The following is a 21388-nucleotide window of genomic DNA, read 5'->3' on the forward strand; positions in this document are numbered from 1 at the left end:
AAACTGACTAATTATAATACACTTTATTTTATATCTACAGGTTTTTTTCTTTCAGCTGGCTTGTTAAGCTATAAAAATAAACCGAGATAGCTATACAGACTGTAATATTTTGAAAAGCTTCTTAATACCAATTTTTATATCGTTCTCTTTGCAGCTTGCAACACTTATGTTTAAAATTTCACTATTAAAATAAGCCTTTAAATATTGCCCCTCCATATTATTTATCAATATATTTGCCTTGCTGCATTGATTGATTAAATACAGCATATTAACAGGCTTCAAGAACTCAAAGCACCCGTAAAACCCCGTATCTGGTATATGAAGCCTAGCACTTGAAAGCTCATTTTTTAGTGCTTCCTTTTTTAATGTCTCCATTCTCTCTTCATATATTTTTCTTACTCTCTTTTTATTTGCCTTAAACATACCGTTTTTAATGTAAATTTCAAGAGCACCCTGCGACAAAACTGCCGTATTTAAATCCATCCACCTTTTGTATTCCATAAATGTATTCCTAAGCATCTTAGGTAATACTACTGCTGCAATTCTAAGTCCTGGAAGAAATATTTTAGAAAAGCTTTTTACATACACCATTCTACCTGAAGTATCCATATAGTATATTGGATATTCATTATTTCTAAGCTCTAAATCTCCAAGGTAATCATCTTCAATTATATACACATCGTACTTTTTAGCTAAACTTAAAATATGCTTTTTTTCTTCATTTGAGTAGCTTAACCCAAGTGGATTACTAAATCTAGGAATTGTATAAAAGCACTTTATGTTTCCAAAAGCAAACTTCCTTTCAAGCTCATCAAAATCTATTCCCTTGAAGCTTCTTTCTATTCCAATTACAGGAACATCATTTATTTCAAGGGCTTTTAAGGCACCTCTGTATGTTGGCTGCTCTACAAGCACATTTTTCTTTCCATTAGGAAAAGGCATGGTGCAAAGTATATTTATTGCCTGTTGTGAACCTGATGTTATAAATATCTGCTCTTCTTTGCAAAAAATCTGGTATTCCTCAAAATGTTTTTTTAGTGTACAGCAAAGTTCACTAAGTCCCTTTGGAGAAGAATAATTAAAAAGAGCAACCTTATAGGTTTCTATAGCTTGATTTATACAATACTGAAAATCCTCATAGCAAAGTATACTTTCGTCTGGCGCTCCGGAAGAAAAATTAATTACCTTGTTAACTTCTCCCTTATAGGTTTCTTTTTTATCTACAAGATAGTACCCACTTTGTGGTATTGAATATATAATGTGTGAGCTTTGAAGTTTTTCATAAGCGTGTACAACCGTTTGTTTGCTGCATTCAAATTTCTCTGAAAGCTCTCTTATAGTTGGAAGTTTTTCTCCACATTTAATACACCCCTTTGATATTTCATTGTTTATATATTCAACTATATTATTGTATTTACTCATATACCTTACTCCTTTTGTACTAGTACAATGTATATTTTTCATTGTTGAATTAGGTTTTTATGTACTTTACACTATAAGTGTACCATAAATTTATCATAAAGGGGAGACAATCAATGTTTGTAATAATTTTAAAATATAAAAAATCAATCGAAGAGGTTATAAAAAATTTAGATGCGCATATAACATTTCTTAACAAATACTATGCTCAAAATAAATTTATATGTTCTGGAAGGCAGGAACCAAGAACCGGCGGCATAATAATATGCAAAGCCAAAGATAAATCCGAAGTAAACTCAATGATCTTGGAAGATCCTTTTTATAAAAATGGCATAGCTGAATATGAAATAATAAAATTTATACCAACTAATTATGCAAAAGGATTTGAAAAATTTATAGATTAGGAGGCTTTAAAATGTTAAGAAGTATGAAATTTGAAGATATTGAACAAGTAAAAGAAATAGACAAATTATGCTTTAAAACGGAAACAAAGAGAAACTCTTATGGAATCGAGGGTTACATTGAAGCAAGCAATAATGCTAGTATTGTTTATGAATTAGATAATAGGGTTGTTGGATATAATTTCATACACCTTTGGGGTTCTTTTGCCTGGTTTGGTCCATTTGGGGTTCATCCAGAATATCAAGGAAATGGCATTGGAAAAGCTTTAATAAATCACACAATAAAAATCCTAAAGGAAGATTACAAAGTATCCACCATAGGACTTAACACTATGCCAGAATCAAGCTATAATGTTGGCTTTTATATGAATATGGGATTTAGTCCACTTAAGCTAACTCTAAGTTTAAAAAAAGATATAAATTCCTTAGACTTCCTTCCTACTTCTGATAATTACAACGTAAAGGAGTTAAAGCTAAACAGCGAAAATGACTATTTAAGTTTAGAAAATGAGTTAAAGAGTTTATCGTGTAAAATATCTAAGAACTTTGATTTAACTTCTGAGCTTTATCTTATAAAAAATAAGGGCTTCGGTACTGTTTTTGAATTAAAAAATAATAACCGTACCTGTGGAATTGCAATATGCTACACAAAATCTATAAGAGAAAGCTCCACTAAAGACCTTCAAATAAAATTGGCTGTAATCGACAGCAGTGTTAATTACAAAAATGCACTTAACTCAATTATAGATGCCTGCACAAACTATGCCAAGAGTATTAGCTATGAAAGCATATCCATAGACTGTAATACTTATAACACTGAAATATGCAATTACTTAATTTCAAAACATAATTTTAAAATACAGCGCTGCTTTGTCATGCTGCTCATGGGAAAGGAAAATCCTTTTAAAAGCAAAAACGCGCTGCTGCTTACAAGATTGGCTGGGTAAGTTTTTTATGATTCTTCTTCTACTGTCCATTCTTCCTTCCATTTCATTATTTTGCTTATTTCCTTAGAATGGATATCTAAAAAACTTGTTGCAAACCTATCGCAATCCTCCAAAAGAGCATGCAGTGAGTAAAGCTGTTTGCTCTCTTTGTCATCTCCATCATCATTTTCTGAAAATATAAACACACTCACCCTATTTTTAGTTGATAAAACAAGCCTTCTATTTTTCCTAATAAAATAAATATAAAGCTCGTAAAAACTTCACTATACCTAAACATACTTTTTAAAACATCGGTTCTAGTTTCATATATCACAATGCAATTTGGTCTATAGTTATTGCCTAATAATTTAATTATCTTTTGAATCTGTTTATTTGTAAAATAGTTTTGTGGATTAATTATATTCATATTGGATTGCCTTTCATATTTAGTCCTTGAAGTCATATGCACTCTCGCGCAAACTCTTATTTATTTTATTAAGGTTCAACTGTCTACTATCTCCAGTAAGTATAGCAATATGGTCAATTTAAATACATCATATGTTAATGTTCAACCAGCTTTTTCATCATATTCAACGCCACGTGGCAGATATTTAAATACATCATATGTTAATGTTCAACTTATTAAATAAAAATAATAAATATAATATTTTAGATTTAAATACATCATATGTTAATGTTCAACTTGTCAAAAGTTATGTCCTAAATAGTTCTAGTGACCGATTTAAATACATCATATGTTAATGTTCAACTAATATAAGTATAGTAAGGAAAGGGGATATGAAAGAATTTAAATACATCATATGTTAATGTTCAACAAGCCAACTTCAAACATATATAAGCGATTATGGGTAATTTAAATACATCATATGTTAATGTTCAACACTGTGACATCTTGTCATATGCCGTATGTATGCCTATTTAAATACATCATATGTTAATGTTCAACAGATTTGGGACAAAAGGCTTATGACACTGGTGCTTATTTAAATACATCATATGTTAATGTTCAACAATATTGATAGATAATATAATAAAGGAGAATGATTAATTTAAATACATCATATGTTAATGTTCAACTTATTTTGCCCTTTTGCAGAGGGCATTTTTTATTCTATTTAAATACATCATATGTTAATGTTCAACAGTTAGAAGGTTTCCCTTCCCACAATATGTGTTCATTTAAATACATCATATGTTAATGTTCAACGTTAGAGGGGATAGGGAATATATTGATTTTTAGTAGATTTAAATACATCATATGTTAATGTTCAACAGTTGTTGAAACATCTGTATAGCCTGTTTCATCTATTTAAATACATCATATGTTAATGTTCAACCTATTACACTAAGCGGTAATACCTCTGTTTCTAAATTTAAATACATCATATGTTAATGTTCAACAGACTTTTTAAGTTATCTATTTGAAGCTTTAACTGCATTTAAATACATCATATGTTAATGTTCAACCAGCACCGCCTTGTTCCATGTAATTTATTGTGTTAATTTAAATACATCATATGTTAATGTTCAACCCACTTTATTTTTAAGGTGGTTAATTCTTATTTCGATTTAAATACATCATATGTTAATGTTCAACTAATTCCTCTTGTTCTCATTGACATTTTCATTTCTATTTAAATACATCATATGTTAATGTTCAACTATTCGACTTATCATGGCAAAGGTTATACACACTCATTTAAATACATCATATGTTAATGTTCAACACCCTAGATTCATATAGTGGAGATACAGCAAAGGCATTTAAATACATCATATGTTAATGTTCAACTTTTCTGCCATGTCTGCGTACTGTTTTTGATAATCTATTTAAATACATCATATGTTAATGTTCAACTACGATCGTACCTCCAGACGTGGAGGAATAAAACAAATTTAAATACATCATATGTTAATGTTCAACCAACTGGTTTAAAGTAAATTCTAGGTCTGCATTGTCATTTAAATACATCATATGTTAATGTTCAACATGGGAAAATTTTAAACGAGAAGTTGACAACATGTTATTTAAATACATCATATGTTAATGTTCAACTTTCTAATATTCCATTCAAATCATTGATATCTAGATTTAAATACATCATATGTTAATGTTCAACTATTAAGCATTTAAAGAAGTACCCACAATTAGCTTATTTAAATACATCATATGTTAATGTTCAACAATAGATAAAGGTGCAGTTATTGAAACAAATGAAACATTTAAATACATCATATGTTAATGTTCAACTTGCGATAAACTAGGATATTTAGAGCAAAAAGAACTATTTAAATACATCATATGTTAATGTTCAACACTTTTTCTACAGACAAAAGATGTGATGCTTATTTATTTAAATACATCATATGTTAATGTTCAACTGAGCATTCAACAAAAGAAAGTTGTTATCCATTAAGATTTAAATACATCATATGTTAATGTTCAACACAATGTTTTCAACTTGTTTGCTTAATCTATCTAAATTTAAATACATCATATGTTAATGTTCAACCGCAACGCAGACAACTCAAAATGCTGCACATATGGCATTTAAATACATCATATGTTAATGTTCAACATGCAAGAAACTTCTTATTGTACTTGCTACTCCACATTTAAATACATCATATGTTAATGTTCAACTTATTGGCTCTGTTATAAAGGAAAATGATTGTATTAAATTTAAATACATCATATGTTAATGTTCAACAAATCTTAAGACTAGAATAGATAAATACTGTAAAAAATTTAAATACATCATATGTTAATGTTCAACCTATTTTGGCAAATTTAGATTCCCTTTCTTAGGCGATTTAAATACATCATATGTTAATGTTCAACTAAGTTTGATGGTGGTTCAGTTGAACTAATTAAAAAATTTAAATACATCATATGTTAATGTTCAACGAATGTTTTTGACACTTTAAGTCAAAATTATTCGTAAGCGTAAAAAATTAAGCACCTAGATAACCTTTCTATCCATTGATAAAATTAAGAAAAATAAATATCAATGGGAGGATAACTATGTCAAAAAATTAGATAATGTAACCTGGGAAGAATATATTAATAAATTTGAGGATTGTAAAAACCAGATAACTTTAAAGGATTTTTGTTTGGAAAATAAGCTTGTTCACCTTTTTACGTGCACAGCACCGTAAAACCCTTCACCTTTCGCATAGCGAAAACCTTAGTCTTTTAACAAACGAAGTGAGTTAAAACCCTTCACTGTAGTGCTCGACAAATTCCAGTTTAACAGGGTTAATTTGGCATTAGTCATTTTAACCTTTCAAGTTGTCTATCTATATCTTTTATTTATATTTAGCTTCCCAAATTTCTTTTTCAACAGCTTCTTTCGCATCTGTTATAGGAGCTCTATTTAAATCATCTTTAATTGCTGCATTGACAACTGCGGTTGCAACTAACTTTGAAGCTTCTTTGAGTCTTGCAACAGGCGGAAGTATTGATGCACCAGGTTTTGAAAGATCTTGAAGAGTTGCAATTCCATGAGCAGCAGCAGAAAGCATTGCATCTGAAACTGTCTTTGCTTTTGCAACTATTATTCCAAGTCCCAGACCAGGGTAAAGTAGAGCATTGTTTGCCTGACCTATTTTGTAAGTAACACCTTTATATTCAACAGGAGCAGAAGGGCTTCCTGTTACAACTAGTGCTCTTCCGTCAGTCCATTCTATAAGATCTTTTGCAGTTGCTTCTGCAAGCCTTGTAGGGTTTGAAATAGGCATAATAGCAGGTCTTTCATTTATTTCTGCCATTTTTCTTACAGCAGTTTCAGAAAAAGCACCATGAACTCCAGAACAGCCTATGAGAACTGTAGGTTTGACTGCTGCTACTATATCAGCAATATCAGTTAAAGGGGTTTCAAATTCTCCTTTTTTTCTAGCATATTTCTTTTGACCAGTTGTTAAGTTTTCCATATCTTCAGTAACAAGTCCGTATCTGTCTATAATATAGAAATCTTTTATTGCTTCCTCTTCAGCTTTTCCAGTTCTAACTTTTTCAAGAAGTATTTGATCTGAAATTCCAATTCCAGCAGTACCACCACCGAATACTAATACTTTGTGGTCTTTTACAGGAATTTTTGTGACTTCTGCAATGGCATTCATAGCAGATACCATCATTACGCCTGTACCCTGAATATCATCATTAAAAGTACAAATTTTTGATCTATATTTTTCTAGTATTCTGCTTGCATTTCCACGTCCGAAATCTTCCCAGTGAATTAGAACTTCAGGGAAAAGTTCTGTGGAGATTTTTACAAATTCGTCTATAAAATTATCGTATTTTTCTCCTGTAACTCTTTTATGTCTATTTCCTGTGTATAATGGATCATTTAAAAGTTTTTCATTGTTTGTTCCAGCATCTATTACAACAGGAAGAACATTTTTAGGATTAACACCAGCTGCAACAGTATATACTGCAAGTTTTCCTATGGAAATGTCAACACCTTGAACTCCCCAATCTCCAATTCCAAGAACACCTTCACCATCTGTGACAACAATAAGTTTAATTTCATCAAGATCTTTTAATCCTGCTTCAATGGATTTCTTTATGTTTTCAGGGTGATCGATGGATAAAAATACAGCATCTTTTGGAGTTTCATAATTTTTAGAATAATTTATAACTGCATCACCTATAGTTGGAGTATAGATTATTGGAAGAAACTCGGTAACATGTTTTCCAACTGTATAGTAAAAAAGAGTTCTGTTTATATCAAATAAATTCATAAGATAATTGTGTTTTTCAAGATTGTCTTCAAAAGCTTTTGTTCTTTCATATACAATTTGTTCCTGCTCTTCAATTGTTCTTACTGTACTTGGAAGAAGGCCTGTAATACCATATTTCTCTCTTTCTTCTTCTGTGAAGGCAGTTCCTTTGTTTAAAAATGGGTTCCTTAATAAATCTTGTCCTTTTAGGTTTATCATCCAATAACACTCCTTTAAATTTTAATCTTATCCAATAAATTTCAACCGTATAGAAACTAAACAAGCCATATATAGACAACTTGAAACTTGAAAATTTGAAGTTACAAATTTTGATTTGACAGGATACGTTTGGTACTTATAATTTCTATGTTCCAGTTATTCATCTATAATAAAGTATATTATACCAAGAATAAAGTTTAAACTCCACCTTTGTAAGAGTTTGTGCTATTGATTTTCATTCAAACCATGGTGTAAAAACATAGCAGTGGCTATAGCATCTCCATTAAACTCAGAAAATATAGGAAAAGACCATATTTTTATTTTTCTTCTGTAATAAGATATCTCTAAGAAGAAAGTTTTGTTTTATCCCCACATTTAATGTTACCTCCAGTTAACAAATCTACCATGTTATATGGAGAAGTTATATATTCGTCATTATCAGAATAATTGAAATAAAATCTTATTTTATGATTTTCATCATTTACTGCTTCTTTATAGATTATAGGAAATTGCAAAGAATCATCTCGGATAATTCCAATTTTATCAGTATAATATCTTAATAGTGTGTTAATTACTTCTTTACTTGGAAGGCATCCAATGTATACTGAACTTCCGCTGCCATAGTTGTTTTCAGTAATAGCGGCGTATTTACCCCAGTGTTTATGCTCATATGTTGCTATAACATCAGCAGTATCAGGAATTAAAAGTTCCATCCAATCACTTATTTTTTTATCTATATCTTGATTAAATATTGAATTTAGTTTTAAGGTAGATTTTGAACGTTTTCACTAGAGGTTCCATAGTGTTTTGTTTCATTATCTATTTGATAGCCTATAACTGCTGGATGATTGGCTACATGCTTTATCATTTTTTTGATGATTCTTTTTGAGTATTTTAGAAATACTGGATTAGTAATATCCATTATTTGTCTTGAACCATATTTCTTTTGACCATCTTTAGTTGTAACCATTATCTCAGGATATTTTTTTACAAGCCATGTTGGAAAAGCATAAGTTGGTGTTCCTACTATTACGCTAATGTTAGCTTTGTTCATAGCATCTAATACTTTGTCTAATGGAGAAAAGTCAAAGATACCATCTTGAAGTTCATATGCACTCCAAGTACTTTCCCCAATTCTAACAAGATTGATATTAGCCTTTTTCATCATAGCTATATCCTTTTCTAAACGGTCGTAAGGTAAGTATTCATAGTAATAAGCTGTTCCATATAATATTTTATCCAAACCAATAGAGGGAGGTATTATGGGAAATTAAGGAATATTAGCAAATGCACATAGGTTACCAGTGTTAGATTGGAATTTATGCTTTTTGGGTGGTCATATTCAGAAAAGGGTATAAAAATTTAGCGCATTTTAGTTGTCAATTTAAAAGATGGAAAGGAATATCACCTAATAAATATCGGAAAACGGTTATTTAAAATGTTAATATATTGTATTAAATCTTGTAATATATTCTCAACAATTAAATGCTATTATATAAATATAGAAAATGAACAAAAACTGATGTTTTAATAATATGATAAAAGCAGTTGGAGCTTCACTTTTCCAACTGCTTTATTTTTTATAAAAGCTACCTTGAAGTGTTGTCTGCAGGAAATATAATTCCGCCTTTTTTTCTTGCAATTGTCAGAACATCACTAACTATTAAGCTGTGGTTAAGCAGCTTATAGCACTTATCTAGGTTGTTATTTTTAATGATGTCTATAAATTCGATAAATTCATTAACCATGCGATGCTCATAATTATTTTCATTGATTAGCTTGCTTGTTCCATCATTCATCAATAATTCGAATTTCTTGCAGATATTTGCTGGGGTATCTTGATATATACAGCCCTTATCTCCTTGAATATTGTTTGCAATAGGTGCTTTGCAATCTTTTGCTCCAATACAAACGCATTTGAATTTTTCATAATCCAACATCAAAATTCCAGAGGTATCTATTCCTTTTTCAATATTAGGATAATATTCAATATTTTTAGGCTTTCCAAATAAACCAACAATGTAATGAATATTATAAATGTTTAAATCCATTAGAGCACCACCAGAGAAATTAGGATCAAAGGATGGCAGTACAGAACCTGCTTTAAAGCTGTCATATCTTGTAGAGTATTGAGAATAATTACATTGGACAATTTTTATTTCGCCTAAGCTTGGAAGTAGTTCTTTTATTTTTTTATAATTAGGCAGGTATTGATTTGTAATTGCTTCAAATATGAATAAATTTTTTTCCTAGCTAGATTACTTAAGCTTAACGCTTCTTTATAGTTTGAGGTCATAGGTTTTTCTACAATAACGTTTTTATTTGCTTCTAATGCTATTTTAGAAAATTCAAAATGCAGATTATTGGGAAGAGCAATATAAACTGTATCAACATCACTATTTAATAATTCATTGTAGTCAAAAAAAATATTTTTAATTTTATATTTATTTTTTAGTTCCTTCATTATTTTTTCATTATTTTTTCGTCCGAAGATAGCTTCTAATTCTAAATCTTTTAAATGGGAAGTGATTGTCAAGAAATCATTAACAATCATACCAGCGCCAATAATACCTAACTTCATTTTTATCCCTCCAAGTTTATATTTTTGAAATTATTATGTATAGCTATTAGCTCAATTAAATAAGCAATGTTTCTTCCTTCACCTTCGCTTCCTCAATATTTTTTATTTTAAGTTTTTTATTCCTGTTTCTAATATTTCCATTTGTAATAAGGTTTGAGCATCTGTTATAGTTTTATTTTTGCCGTTTTTAATTGTTTCATACAAATCATCATAGACTCTTCCATAGTCACCATTTACGAATTTTACCTTTTCCTCATGCATATTTCCGCTGCTGTCAATGTAGGTAAGCACACCATAGTGTTCAAGGGTGTCAACTCCAAAATCTTTATTTTCTGGCATATAAAACAGTTTTAAATGCTCTTCCTGGCGATCTTTTTTTCTTTAATAAAACAGCCTTTTTTACCATGCTCTAGTACCATTTTTGCATATTCATAGTGACTGTTATGCAGTGCGCAAACTACAATCAATTGTATTTCCTTGTCCTTTAATAAGTCATCTAAATTAGAGGTGTAATTTATGCCTTTAATTCTAGCCCATTTTTCGTGTTTAGGATTTCTCTCATAAATAGTTTTTACCTTGATATTTTTCCTTTGTAAAACGAAGGGTAAATGATATCTGTTGGTGCTTTTACCATTTTCAATATAACCAATTGTAAGCATATTACTTCATCTCCTTTAATTAAATTATAGTAGGCTACTATTTTCCTACAAACTAAAATATGTCACCATAAATAGTGAAAATCTTTATACGTTATTTCACAATACTATTAAAGGGGTTATCGTAATAAAAATATATATTAGTATAATGGCTATTTACCTTCTTTTGTAGGTATCAAGGTATTCTTTTATCATATCAAGGTCATTTTGTTCAATTTCAGGGTTTATTCTGATGAAGGGAATATCCGTAATATCGGCTATAGTTGAGGTAGTAATTATAAGCTCTACTTCTTTTAGTTTTTCTTTTTCTTCGTACATAAATTCCTGATAATCATAAAACCTAGTTATTTTTAGCTTTTCTCCAAAGCAATCTTTGATTTTGTCCTTAATAAAACTTAATATAGACTCGTCATAATCACAAACTATTATGGTATTAAACTTATATTTCCACAATCCACACATTGATACTAGATGCATAGCTATATAGGCTAAATCAATCATTTTTATATCAAGCTTTAGTTTTTCTTTTATTATATATTTAAGTTCTATTGCCATTTTAAATTCAGTTTTGTAGGTTTCAATAATTTTTTTATCTATACTATTAGGTATGCAATGCATATATTTTAAGCGATTTATCATTGGAGCAACATACAGAATTAATTTGTATCTATTATCTGGCTTAGCACTTAAATTTATGTTGAATTCTTCCTTTAAGGTTAAAAAAAACTTATCCACTATAAAAGCAGTTTCTTTCGTTTCCACATTTTTAATATCTGTTCCATGAAGAAATTGCTTTGATTTAAAACATTGCTCTAAATTAAGCCAATCTGTTTCTGGTAAATAGCTCTAGCCTTTGAGATAACATCTTTATCGTCAAATAAGTAGTTCCAATATTTTAATACTGAGCTTATATTAAGTCTTATTGCTAAAACCCAGCTGATAATATTTCTTTTTTCTATTTCATTTGCCTTAAGTGTAAAGCCTTTATTTAAAGAGTAACCTATTCTTAATCTTAAATTGCTTTTTAACCATTTGTTCATTAGAGCAACATCGTTATTTACAGTAGCTTCTGACACATATAAAGTTTTTTCTAATTCTTCTAAAGAAATATGTTTTTTAGTTGTTAATTTTAACAATATATATATTTGTCTGTCTAGTGGTGAATTTGGAACTTCAATTATATATTCATAATCTAATACTTTTCTTATAAGATTACTTTCTTTCAAAACATTCTTGCTTTTTTTATTAAGAAAGTACCCCTTTTTTAAACTAGAAGTTATTTGAGAATCGTATTCCTTTAAGGTCTCATTAATTTTTTTTATGTCTCGCCTTATTGTCCTGAGTGTAACGTTACAAAGCTTAGCTAATTCATTTCCAGTAATGTAGTCCTCTGTGTTTAAGATTAAATTTAAAATATCTCTATGTCTTCGATTCAATTTACGTTCACCTACTTACTTTGCAGAAGATATATTATAAGAAGCTTTATGTTAATTACCGAATTTTTATTATATTATATCAAAATAAATATTACTTTGCCCTATCGTTTTAACTTTTAAAACTTTTACTTTGTCTTGATTCAATAGGAACGATACTTGCAGGAATGCTTTCAGGACTAATTGTTGGAGCTATATGTGGTGCAATTAACAACATAATTTATGGACTAACAATATCGCCAGTAAGTTTTATATATGGATTTACAAGTGTTGCAATTGGACTTGTTGTTGGTATGCTTGCATACAGTGGTTGGGTTAAGAATATTGGAAGAGCTGTTATGCTTGGAATTATAGCTTCAATAGTATCAGCAATTCATAATGCACAAAATTGATCCGATTACTAAAATGCTGTATATAATTTTGGCAATCGCAATACCTATAATTCTTCCAAGCAGAATTACAGCTTTAACTTTTATAGCTTTAAGTTTAATATTTTTATGCATTGGAAAAGTTTTAAAAAGGGTTGTGCCAATTATAGGATTTAGCTTCATTGTTTTACTTTCAGTTATCTTAATTCAAGGATTATTTAAAGCTGGAAATAAAACCGAATTATTCAGATTTGGCAGTTTGATTTTTTATAAAGAAGGACTGCTTTATGCACTCACAATTTGTCTACGCGTTTTAAATATATTGTGTTCTGTTGCAATACTTATACTTACCACTAAACCATCGGATTTGATTGAAACTTTTGTGAGAAGAGGATTATCTCCTAAGATAGGATATGTTTTGAACTCTGTGCTTCAGTTAATACCAGAAATGACTTTAACTATGAATAAAATTACAGATGCCCAAAGATCAAGGGGAATGGAAACAGAGGGAAGTATCATAGTGAGGATTAAAGCTTTTGATTCAAAGGTTAAAAAAACATTTTTAAATGAAGAAGAGATTTATACAGGCAGTAAATTTATAAGATTGGCAATGATAATGTCATTTGCGGCGGCAATTATTTGGAGGATACTTATATAGAAGAAATAGTTGTAGAGAATTTAAAATACAAATATCCTTTGACGGATAAATTGGCATTAAATGACATAAGTTTTAAAGTAAAAAGAGGAGAATTTATAGGGATAATAGGAAAAAATTCATCTGGAAAATCAACTTTATGTCAGGCACTAGTAGGGCTTATTCCTCATTTTTATAAAGGAGCTTATGGTGGTAAAGTATTTGTTTGTAATATGGAGGTTTTAAACAGCAGAATAAGCGATATCGTAAAAAAGGTTGGATTGGTTTTTCAAAATCCTTTTACACAAATTACGGGCTCAAAGCTTTCCGTATATGAAGAAATTTCATTTGGACTTGAGAATTTAGGAATGCCTAGAAATGAAATGATAGAGAGAATAGATTATTCACTAAAATTACTTGATATATATAAGCACAAGGATAGAAGTCCATTTGAATTGTCAGGTGGTCAAATGCAGAGAGTTGCCGTAGCTAGTGTTATTTCTATGAGTCCAGAAATAATAATATTAGATGAACCAACCTCACAGCTTGATCCACAAGGTTCAGAAGAGGTGTATAAAGCAATTGAAAAGTTAAGTGAAGATGGAAAAACTGTAATAATGGTTGACCACAAGATGGAGAAAATTGCAAAGTATGCATCTAAAATAATGCTGCTAAGTGAAGGTAGGATAGTAGATTTCGATGTTCCGGAAAAAGTTTTTTCAAAAGAAGATTTAGAAAGTTATGGAGTTACGCCGCCTGTTTATACTAAAATATGTAGGGGATTAAAATTAAAAGATATGAAGACAGGCTTGTATCCAGTAACTTTGGAGGATGCTTGCAGCTTGGTGGTGAAGAATAATGAATAATATAGAAATCAGAAATCTACATTTCTATTATGATAAAGAAGAAGAAATACTAAAGGGGTTGAATTTAAACTTCGATGAAAGGTCTACGGCTATAATAGGTCAAAATGGTACGGGAAAAACCACATTTGTTAAATTGCTTAAAGGGCTATTAAGACCTAAAAGTGGAGATATAATTATAAATGGAATAAATACAAAGTCCGTAAGCGCAGCTAAGCTTTCTAAACACATTGGAATGGTATTTCAAAATCCAGATGATCAAATATTTAAAAATAAAGTTATTGATGAGGTGATGTTTGGACCTTTGAATATAGGTCAAAGCAGGGAAGAAGCTAAAAAAAACTCAAAACTTGCTCTTGAGGAAGTTGGCATATCTTATGAGATTAATAAAAATCCATATGATCTTAGCTTAGCTGAAAGAAAACTTATAAGTATTGCCTCGGTAATAGCCATGGATACAAAAATTATTATATCTGTAGAAGAATTTTTACAAAGAGGAGATGTGTTTTATGGAAAAAATAACTGATAAGGATAAGTTCATAGAAAAATCAAAGGAAAGTTTATTAAGGATATTAGAATCCTTTGAGAAATTGCCAATATTAAAGGTGAGTGACTTTAGTCCAGAAAATACTGTAATAGTAAATGTAGATTTAATAAATGGTTTTTGCAGAGAAGGAAATTTAAGCTCAGAATTAGTTGCAAAGATAATACCGTATGCGGTTAAAGTTAATGATTATTTTAAAGAGTATCATAAGATATTTTTTGTGGATAAGCATACTAAAACCTCAGCTGAGTTTAACTCTTATGTGGAGCACTGCATAGAAAATACAAGTGAAAGTGAGATTGTTGATGAATTACAACTATTTGTGGATGAGAACAGCACGATTTGTTTTAAAAACAGCGTAAATGGATTCCTATGCGAAGATTATTCAAAATGGCTTGAAAATAATATGGACAAAACAAATATAATAGTTTTGGGAGATGTTACTGATATATGTGTTTTGAATTATTGTCTTACTCAAAAAACTTTTTTTTAATGAAAAGAATATAAATTCAAGAATAATAATACCTATCAAAGGGGTTGAAACTTACGAATTAGAAATAACTAATCACAATGCTGAGCTAATGAATTTATTTGCATTGTACAATATGAGAATGAATGGAATAGAAGTTGTTGGGGAGATTGAAAAGTAATTTTTATTTTAATAGGGTTTTGATAAAGAAGCTTACAGCAAGTTTAACTGTAAGCTCTTTTCTATTTTTTTACTAAGTTCTTTTCTTAAAGGATGTACCGCACTTCTTGCAAGTTATAACTATTTTTCCTTGTTTTTTTGGAACTCTTAATTTTTGTGAACAATTTGGACATTTAAATATTTTATATTGACTTGAGTGTCCTATGCCTGGCTTGAAATTGTGAAATTTGTTTTGCAAACCATTTAAAAAATTTTCAAATCCTTTAAGTTCTCTTTGACGACTGTAGATATTTTTAGAAATACTTCTTATTGTGCTGAAAATTATTAGTGCAAAGCCTATGACCGCTGTGTATTTGGTGAATAAAAGAATAGCACCAATGGCATATAAATATTTTGAGAATTTATCTACTCCGTAAGAACCTCTAAAATAATCCCTTAATTTATTCAAAATAACGTCACCCCACTATTATAAATAAAGAACTTGAAAGGTTAAGATTAGCACTACCAAGTTCATACTGATAAACTGAAAGTTGACTCAGAGTACAGATGACAGAGTACAGTGAAGGTGGATTTACCTTTCGTTTCTCTCAGGTAAATCTTAGAACTTGATAGTGTCAGCTGCGCTGAGCACTATACTTTATGCCATGCGTAAGCATTAAACTTAAGATTTTTCGAAGCGATAGCGGAGAAAAATCATCCTTCACTGTACTCTGTACTCCGTACTCTGTGCTCTTAGATAAATACCAGTTTCACAGGATAAAACTGGTATTAGTCATTTCAAACTTTTATGTTGTCTACTTATAAAATATCACATGTATTTTTATTATTCAATGTACATTTTGTTAACGTATTAATAAATGTTTATATATATTAAAGTTACAAAATAGTTACAATAAATAGATAAGAAATAAGTTTGAAAATAAAGTGTGATATAATTACATTGAATTTATGTAATTTTTTTGAAGAAAAATGATTTTTTTATTGCTAGTTAGAGGTGAAATATGGGAAAAAAAGTATTGATAGTTGAAGATGAAGCATCCATAAGAGGATTTATTAAAATAAACTTTAAGAGAAACAATTTTATTGTTATTGAGGCGGAATCAGGAGAAGAAGGAATTGAAAAAGCTACCATTGATAAGCCAGATATTGTAATATTGGATGTTATGCTTCCAGGAATGGATGGTTTTAAAACTTGTGAAATTCTTAGAAAAAAGTTTTGCGATATTGGAATAATAATACTTACCGCAAGAAGTCAGGATATGGACAAAATCATGGGACTTGAATTTGGGGCGGACGATTATATGGTAAAGCCTTTTAATCCACTTGAACTTATAGCAAGGGTAAATGCTATCCTGAGGCGTATGGATAATGAGACTAAAAATAATGATAACATTTTAGTTTCAGGTGTTTTTAAAGTTGATAATTTAGCTAGAAAAGTATATAAGAGTGACAAGGAGCTGGATTTAACACCAAAGGAATATTCACTTGTAAAAATATTTATAGAGAATTCTGGAAAAGCCTTAAGTCGTGCTGAACTTTTGGATCAAGTTTGGGGATACAGCTATCTTGGAGATACAAAAATAGTTGATGTTAATATAAGAAGGCTTAGAGAGAAAATAGAAGACGATTCATCTAACCCTAAATATATTGAGACAGTTTGGGGAATAGGATATAGATGGAGAAAGGAGAGTCAAGCTTGAAGGGCATAAGAGCTAGACTACTTGGAAGTTATCTTTTTTTAATAACCGTAACTGTAGTAAGCTTTGAACTTTTCTTTATTGTTGCTGTGGATAAGTATTACTATAATAATATTGAAAATCTTCTTCTAAACCAAATAAAAGTTTCAGCTAATTTTTACGATATGTACTTGTCTACAAATACACTTAAAGAAAATGTTCAAAATAATGCAGATGTATTTTGGAATAATACACATGCAGAAGTGCAAATAATAGACAAATCTGGCAATATGCTTATGGATTCTATTGGGAATTTTACAGAAGAGAAGGTGAAAAGCAAGGATATAAAAAAGGCACTGCAGGGTGAAGCCGGAAAAGTTATAGAGAGAGACGAAAACTCTAAGGAGAAGATACTTTGCATATCCTATCCACTAAAGTCAAAAGGAAAAATAGAAGGAGTACTAAGATTTATAACATCTGTACAAGATGTTGATATGACCATAATAAAGATAAGCTTTATTCTTATATTAATAGGCATTTGTATAATTGCAATTGGCGGAATATCAAGCATGTTTTTATCTAATTCTATAGTAAAACCTCTAAGAGAAATTACAGAAATGGCTAAGAAGATTTCCTCTGGAAACTTTAATGAGAGAATAGTAAAAAAGAGGGATGATGAGATAGGCGAATTGTCTGATACTATTAATGTTATGGCTGACGAAATATTAAAAAATGATAATTTAAAAAATGAGTTTATGGCATCTATGTCACATGAGCTTAGGACCCCATTAACATCCATAAAAGGATGGGCATCAACAATACGTACTGGAAATTTAGAGGATAAAGAAGAGATGATTTCTGGACTCAATATAATAGAAACTGAAAGTGATAGATTATCAAAGCTTGTAGAAGAACTTCTTGATTTTTCAAAATTTATTTCAGGAAAAATAGTTCTAAAAAGAAATAATGTTAATATTGTAAATACAATTTTATATATACAGAAGCAAATGTCGCTTAAAGCGTTAAGAAACAATATTAAATTTATGGTAACAATGGATGATAACATTCCTATTGTACTTGTAGATGAAAACAGAATAAAGCAACTTTTAATAAATATCCTTGATAATGCATTTAAATTTACAGAAGAAAATGGTACAGTTGAGCTTAAAGCTAAAACTAAAGACGATAACTTAATAATAATTGTAAAAGATTCTGGAATTGGTATACCGGAAAGCGATTTGCCAAGAGTTACAGAAAAGTTTTTTAAGGGGAAAAGTAGTAAATCAAGTAATGGCATAGGCTTATCTATTTGTAAGGAAATAGTAGAACTTCATAGTGGTAAACTTGAAATTAATAGTAAGCTTGGAAAGGGAACCGAGGTGCGTATAATACTACCTATATTATAGAAAAAGGTGATAATTTGAAAAAAATTAATACTATAATTTTCGTTTTTGTAATCGTAACAGCTTTTTTGCTTTACAAAAATATGAATTTGTATTTTAATGTTAGAATTGCACCTACTAAAACTTCAAGGGTTCCATTATATGGTGAGTGGACAGTTTCTAAGTTTGTGAAAGCAGGGCAAACAAATTTAACAGATGAAAAAATTAAAAGTATTATAGGTAAAAAAGCTATTTTTAGTAATTTTGAAGCAAGATTTAATAATGACATTTGTAAAAAACCCAACTATAAGATAAAAGTAGTTGACACTGAAAATTATTTTGAATCTAATTTTAAAATAAAACCTTCTCAACTTGGAATAGATGAGAAGGAGGTAAAGGTTGTAACTATTTCCTCTAGAAATTCATTTTATGATGAATATATACAAGTTAGTGATAACCTTATATTGAAGAATTATGAAGGCGTGTTTTTTTCTTAAAGAAAAAAATGGAACAATAAAAATTAATAAAAATAGGTCCAAAGGACCTGATGAAAATAAACTTACAGATGGCGATAGAAAGAAAAAAGTCATGGCACAAAATGGTGTGCTTATAGGATTAAGATATAGTACTGATTATGGCTATCAATATAAGACAATTTGGATAAATAGTAATGATAAAAATCAATTTGGCATAAAGGAAATGAATAATTTAATTGTTCCAAGAAAAAATGGTTTTATGATGGTTGGAGTTGATAAGATAAATGAAAATGGAGTATATGTTAGGGATCAAATTTGGACAGGAACACTTAATACTGCTGCAAATAGTATAGTTAAAAATGTAAGTTCTGCTAAACAGGATAATACTATTGATTATAAAATAAACTTTGTTGGAAATGAGTATATATCTCTTGAGAATAGTGAATTAAAAACAAACAGTTATGGCAAATATGTATCAAAAACTTATCTTTCTGTATTGCCATTGGATAACATTTATGGCAATAGTGTTGCATTTTCAAAAATAATAGGAAATAACAATAATGATTTACTAAGTAGAAATGCAGAGGAATACCTTGTAAAGACAGGTAAATCTGATTATAAGTTAGATAAAGATGAACTTGAGACCAATTGGGGAATTGTAAGATCTAAAGGAAAATGGATAATAAGAGGAAGAATTGCAAATGAAGATTTTAATGTAAATATAGAGGTGCCTAAAATATTGACTACTTATGATCGTTTATTTATTCCTTTTAAAACCATTCAATACAAGTTTCCGGACGTTTTAGATGCGTATACATCTTTAAATAATAATTTTATGATTACAATAACGGACAATAAGCTAAATATAGTAAGTATTGAAAATAATTCAATAGAAAAAATAGAGAAAACTATAGCTATTGATGAAAATGCTCAGGTAGTTATGTCCCAATGGGCAACTGGCTCATACGTTGATAAGTGGGATAAGACTTTTCAGAATATAAAGTAGAGAGTAATATTATTGACATAATTAAATTACAATGGTAAACTAAAAATAATTAAATAGAGATTATCCTTCGGGGTTGGGTGAAATTCCCGATCGGCGGTAAAGCCGCAAGCCATTTGGCAGATCCGGTTAAATTCCGGGGCCGACAGTTAAAGTCTGGATGAAAGAAGGAAAGAAAGTATGTGTTTTTGATGCATATTTTTTGGTATTCAAGTCCCTGAAAGATAATTTTAGGGACTTTTTTGTGCGCACAATTTTTAGTCCTACTTTAGTAAAAGTATATTTAAGGTTTAATAAGTATTGGTAGGTGATTTAAAATTAACGATTTTTTTATGAAAAGAGCTCTTGAACTTGCGGCAAGGGGGAGAGGGCGTGTAAATCCAAATCCAATGGTTGGGGCAGTTATAGTAAAGGATGGAGAAATAGTTGGAGAAGGATATCATGAATATTTTGGAGGAAATCATGCGGAAATTAATGCATTAAATATAGCAGGAAAAAAAGCAATTGGTGCAGATATATATGTTACTTTAGAACCTTGTTCGCATTTTGGAAAAACACCTCCATGTGCTTTGGCATTAGTTAAGGCAGGAATAAAGAGAGTAATAATTGCTATGAGGGATCCTAATCCGCTTGTTAGTGGAAAAGGAATTGAAATACTTAAACAAAATGGAATAGAGGTTTTAAATGGGGTACTTCAGAAAGAAGCTTTAAAATTAAATGAGGTATTTGTTAAATATATAACTACGAAAAAACCTTACGTTATTATGAAAACAGCTTCAACCTTAGATGGAAAGATATCAACTGTAACTGGACAATCAAAGTGGATAAGTTCAGGAGCTTCTAGAAAATATGTGCATTATTTAAGGAATAATATTATGGGAATAATGGTTGGGATAGGAACTATTATTGCAGATGATCCACTGCTTACAACAAGATTAGAAGGGGAAGTTTGCAAAAGTCCAACTGCTATAATTGTAGATTCAAAGCTTAGAATACCCTTGAACTCTAAAATATTAGATACTTTAAAATATAGAAAGATTATTATTGCAGTAACAGAAAAAGCAGATAAAGTTAAGCTGAAGCAGCTAAAAGATATAGGAGTTTTAATAATTGAAACACCAACAAAAAATAAAATGGTTGATTTGAATTATCTTATGATGAAGCTTGGAGAGCTTAATATAGATAGTATTTTGCTTGAAGGTGGAAGTACTTTGAATTTTTCTTGTATTAAGGAAAAAATTGTAGATAAAGTTATGTGTTTTATATCGCCTATACTGCTTGGTGGTGAAGAAGCTAAAACAACCATTGGTGGTGCTGGAATAGAATGCTTAAGTAAAGCTATAAAAGTTTCAAATATAAAACTAAAAAATATAGAACAGGATATTTTAGTAGAAGGGTATATAAAAGGAGTGTGA

The 21388-nt window shown here is 29.8% G+C and carries 20 protein-coding genes, 2 pseudogenes, 1 CRISPR repeat array and 1 riboswitch; of the genes and pseudogenes, 12 read left to right on the forward strand and 10 right to left on the reverse strand.

What is annotated here, in order from left to right; genetic code table 11:
- Window positions 1–90: 90 nt before the first annotated feature.
- Window positions 91–1422: a PLP-dependent aminotransferase family protein gene (locus AGR56_RS12700; RefSeq protein WP_053242540.1), complete on the reverse strand. Its 1332-nt coding sequence runs from the start codon at window positions 1420–1422 to the stop codon at window positions 91–93.
- Window positions 1423–1535: 113 nt separating this feature from the next.
- On the opposite strand from AGR56_RS12700, the gene AGR56_RS12705 reads away from it, so the two are divergent.
- Window positions 1536–1823 carry a YciI family protein gene (locus AGR56_RS12705; RefSeq protein ID WP_053242541.1) on the forward strand — a complete coding sequence of 96 codons (288 nt, stop codon included), beginning with the start codon at window positions 1536–1538 and terminating at the stop codon, window positions 1821–1823.
- Between the two features lie 11 nt (window positions 1824–1834).
- The gene (locus AGR56_RS12710; RefSeq protein WP_053242542.1) at window positions 1835–2767 is read left to right on the forward strand and encodes an N-acetyltransferase; all 933 of its coding nucleotides are present in this window, start codon (window positions 1835–1837) and stop codon (window positions 2765–2767) included.
- A gap of 5 nt (window positions 2768–2772) precedes the next feature.
- On the opposite strand, the gene AGR56_RS21955 is transcribed toward AGR56_RS12710, so the two are convergent.
- From AGR56_RS21955 to AGR56_RS21975, 8 genes and pseudogenes are all read right to left on the reverse strand, one after another.
- Complete coding sequence (locus tag AGR56_RS21955) at window positions 2773–2952, reverse strand: hypothetical protein (RefSeq protein WP_053242543.1); 180 nt, start codon at window positions 2950–2952, stop codon at window positions 2773–2775.
- 337 nt (window positions 2953–3289) lie between these two features.
- Window positions 3290–5675: a CRISPR direct-repeat array (repeat unit 30 nt; unit sequence ATTTAAATACATCATATGTTAATGTTCAAC).
- A gap of 401 nt (window positions 5676–6076) precedes the next feature.
- Window positions 6077–7708, reverse strand: coding sequence for an NAD-dependent malic enzyme (locus AGR56_RS12725; RefSeq protein ID WP_053242545.1), 1632 nt, complete (start codon window positions 7706–7708; stop codon window positions 6077–6079).
- A 344-nt stretch (window positions 7709–8052) separates the two neighbouring features.
- A complete protein-coding gene (locus AGR56_RS12730; RefSeq protein ID WP_347460537.1) occupies window positions 8053–8460 on the reverse strand; it encodes a beta-galactosidase trimerization domain-containing protein in 408 nt (135 codons plus the stop codon).
- An 11-nt stretch (window positions 8461–8471) separates the two neighbouring features.
- Entirely contained in the window at window positions 8472–8951 is a 480-nt protein-coding gene (locus AGR56_RS12735; RefSeq protein WP_157055767.1) for a beta-galactosidase, read from the reverse strand.
- Window positions 8952–9297: 346 nt separating this feature from the next.
- A pseudogene (locus AGR56_RS12740) lies at window positions 9298–10289 on the reverse strand (Gfo/Idh/MocA family oxidoreductase).
- Between the two features lie 102 nt (window positions 10290–10391).
- A pseudogene (locus AGR56_RS22890) lies at window positions 10392–10948 on the reverse strand (Gfo/Idh/MocA family oxidoreductase).
- 153 nt (window positions 10949–11101) lie between these two features.
- Complete coding sequence (locus AGR56_RS21970) at window positions 11102–11707, reverse strand: PRD domain-containing protein (protein ID WP_242851438.1); 606 nt, start codon at window positions 11705–11707, stop codon at window positions 11102–11104.
- A 50-nt stretch (window positions 11708–11757) separates the two neighbouring features.
- Window positions 11758–12381, reverse strand: a complete 624-nt coding sequence (locus AGR56_RS21975) for an HTH domain-containing protein (RefSeq protein WP_242851439.1) — start codon at window positions 12379–12381, stop codon at window positions 11758–11760.
- A gap of 164 nt (window positions 12382–12545) precedes the next feature.
- On the opposite strand from AGR56_RS21975, the gene AGR56_RS12760 reads away from it, so the two are divergent.
- The 5 genes from AGR56_RS12760 to AGR56_RS12780 are packed head-to-tail and all read left to right on the forward strand — an operon-like array spanning window position 12546 to window position 15280.
- Window positions 12546–12770 carry a hypothetical protein gene (locus tag AGR56_RS12760; RefSeq protein ID WP_053242550.1) on the forward strand — a complete coding sequence of 75 codons (225 nt, stop codon included), beginning with the start codon at window positions 12546–12548 and terminating at the stop codon, window positions 12768–12770.
- Window positions 12771–12783: 13 nt separating this feature from the next.
- On the forward strand, window positions 12784–13404 hold the full coding sequence (locus AGR56_RS12765) for an energy-coupling factor transporter transmembrane component T (protein ID WP_242851440.1): 621 nt from the start codon (window positions 12784–12786) through the stop codon (window positions 13402–13404).
- Window positions 13386–14246 carry an ATP-binding cassette domain-containing protein gene (locus tag AGR56_RS12770; protein ID WP_242851441.1) on the forward strand — a complete coding sequence of 287 codons (861 nt, stop codon included), beginning with the start codon at window positions 13386–13388 and terminating at the stop codon, window positions 14244–14246. Before AGR56_RS12765 ends, AGR56_RS12770 begins: the two co-directional genes overlap by 19 nt.
- Window positions 14239–14769, forward strand: coding sequence for an ABC transporter ATP-binding protein (locus AGR56_RS12775; protein ID WP_053242552.1), 531 nt, complete (start codon window positions 14239–14241; stop codon window positions 14767–14769). Before AGR56_RS12770 ends, AGR56_RS12775 begins: the two co-directional genes overlap by 8 nt.
- Complete coding sequence (locus AGR56_RS12780; RefSeq protein ID WP_053242553.1) at window positions 14753–15280, forward strand: isochorismatase family protein; 528 nt, start codon at window positions 14753–14755, stop codon at window positions 15278–15280. The genes AGR56_RS12775 and AGR56_RS12780 overlap by 17 nt, the downstream gene beginning before the upstream one ends.
- A gap of 229 nt (window positions 15281–15509) precedes the next feature.
- Here the strand turns inward: AGR56_RS12780 and AGR56_RS12785 are convergent, their stop codons facing one another.
- A complete protein-coding gene (locus AGR56_RS12785) occupies window positions 15510–15884 on the reverse strand; it encodes a hypothetical protein (protein ID WP_053242554.1) in 375 nt (124 codons plus the stop codon).
- Between the two features lie 553 nt (window positions 15885–16437).
- Between AGR56_RS12785 and AGR56_RS12790 the strand changes: the two genes are divergently transcribed.
- The 5 genes from AGR56_RS12790 (at window position 16438) to ribD (ending at window position 21388) form a co-directional block, all read left to right on the forward strand.
- Entirely contained in the window at window positions 16438–17136 is a 699-nt protein-coding gene (locus AGR56_RS12790; protein WP_053242555.1) for a response regulator transcription factor, read from the forward strand.
- A complete protein-coding gene (locus tag AGR56_RS12795) occupies window positions 17112–18518 on the forward strand; it encodes a HAMP domain-containing sensor histidine kinase (protein ID WP_053242556.1) in 1407 nt (468 codons plus the stop codon). Before AGR56_RS12790 ends, AGR56_RS12795 begins: the two co-directional genes overlap by 25 nt.
- Before the next feature lie 14 nt (window positions 18519–18532).
- Entirely contained in the window at window positions 18533–18991 is a 459-nt protein-coding gene (locus tag AGR56_RS12800) for a hypothetical protein (RefSeq protein WP_053242557.1), read from the forward strand.
- Window positions 18969–19976: a hypothetical protein gene (locus tag AGR56_RS12805; protein WP_053242558.1), complete on the forward strand. Its 1008-nt coding sequence runs from the start codon at window positions 18969–18971 to the stop codon at window positions 19974–19976. The genes AGR56_RS12800 and AGR56_RS12805 overlap by 23 nt, the downstream gene beginning before the upstream one ends.
- A gap of 59 nt (window positions 19977–20035) precedes the next feature.
- A riboswitch (FMN riboswitch) is annotated at window positions 20036–20149 on the forward strand.
- A gap of 156 nt (window positions 20150–20305) precedes the next feature.
- Window positions 20306–21388, forward strand: coding sequence for a bifunctional diaminohydroxyphosphoribosylaminopyrimidine deaminase/5-amino-6-(5-phosphoribosylamino)uracil reductase RibD (gene ribD / locus AGR56_RS12810; RefSeq protein WP_053242559.1), 1083 nt, complete (start codon window positions 20306–20308; stop codon window positions 21386–21388).

This window comes from Clostridium sp. DMHC 10 (assembly GCF_001270375.1).
Classification (GTDB): Bacteria; Bacillota; Clostridia; order Clostridiales; family Clostridiaceae; genus Clostridium_S; species Clostridium_S guangxiense.

Excerpts from the sequence above, each read along its gene's own strand:
- AGR56_RS12700 (WP_053242540.1), bottom strand. The coding sequence starts at position 1,422 with ATGAGTAAATACAATAATATAGTTGAATATATAAACAATGAAATATCA.
- AGR56_RS12705 (WP_053242541.1), top strand. The coding sequence starts at position 1,536 with ATGTTTGTAATAATTTTAAAATATAAAAAATCAATCGAAGAGGTTATA.
- AGR56_RS12710 (WP_053242542.1), top strand. The coding sequence starts at position 1,835 with ATGTTAAGAAGTATGAAATTTGAAGATATTGAACAAGTAAAAGAAATA.
- AGR56_RS12725 (WP_053242545.1), bottom strand. The coding sequence starts at position 7,708 with ATGATAAACCTAAAAGGACAAGATTTATTAAGGAACCCATTTTTAAAC.
- AGR56_RS12760 (WP_053242550.1), top strand. The coding sequence starts at position 12,546 with ATGCTTTCAGGACTAATTGTTGGAGCTATATGTGGTGCAATTAACAAC.
- AGR56_RS12765 (WP_242851440.1), top strand. The coding sequence starts at position 12,784 with ATGCTGTATATAATTTTGGCAATCGCAATACCTATAATTCTTCCAAGC.
- AGR56_RS12775 (WP_053242552.1), top strand. The coding sequence starts at position 14,239 with ATGAATAATATAGAAATCAGAAATCTACATTTCTATTATGATAAAGAA.
- AGR56_RS12780 (WP_053242553.1), top strand. The coding sequence starts at position 14,753 with ATGGAAAAAATAACTGATAAGGATAAGTTCATAGAAAAATCAAAGGAA.
- AGR56_RS12790 (WP_053242555.1), top strand. The coding sequence starts at position 16,438 with ATGGGAAAAAAAGTATTGATAGTTGAAGATGAAGCATCCATAAGAGGA.
- AGR56_RS12795 (WP_053242556.1), top strand. The coding sequence starts at position 17,112 with ATGGAGAAAGGAGAGTCAAGCTTGAAGGGCATAAGAGCTAGACTACTT.
- AGR56_RS12805 (WP_053242558.1), top strand. The coding sequence starts at position 18,969 with ATGAAGGCGTGTTTTTTTCTTAAAGAAAAAAATGGAACAATAAAAATT.
- ribD (WP_053242559.1), top strand. The coding sequence starts at position 20,306 with ATGAAAAGAGCTCTTGAACTTGCGGCAAGGGGGAGAGGGCGTGTAAAT.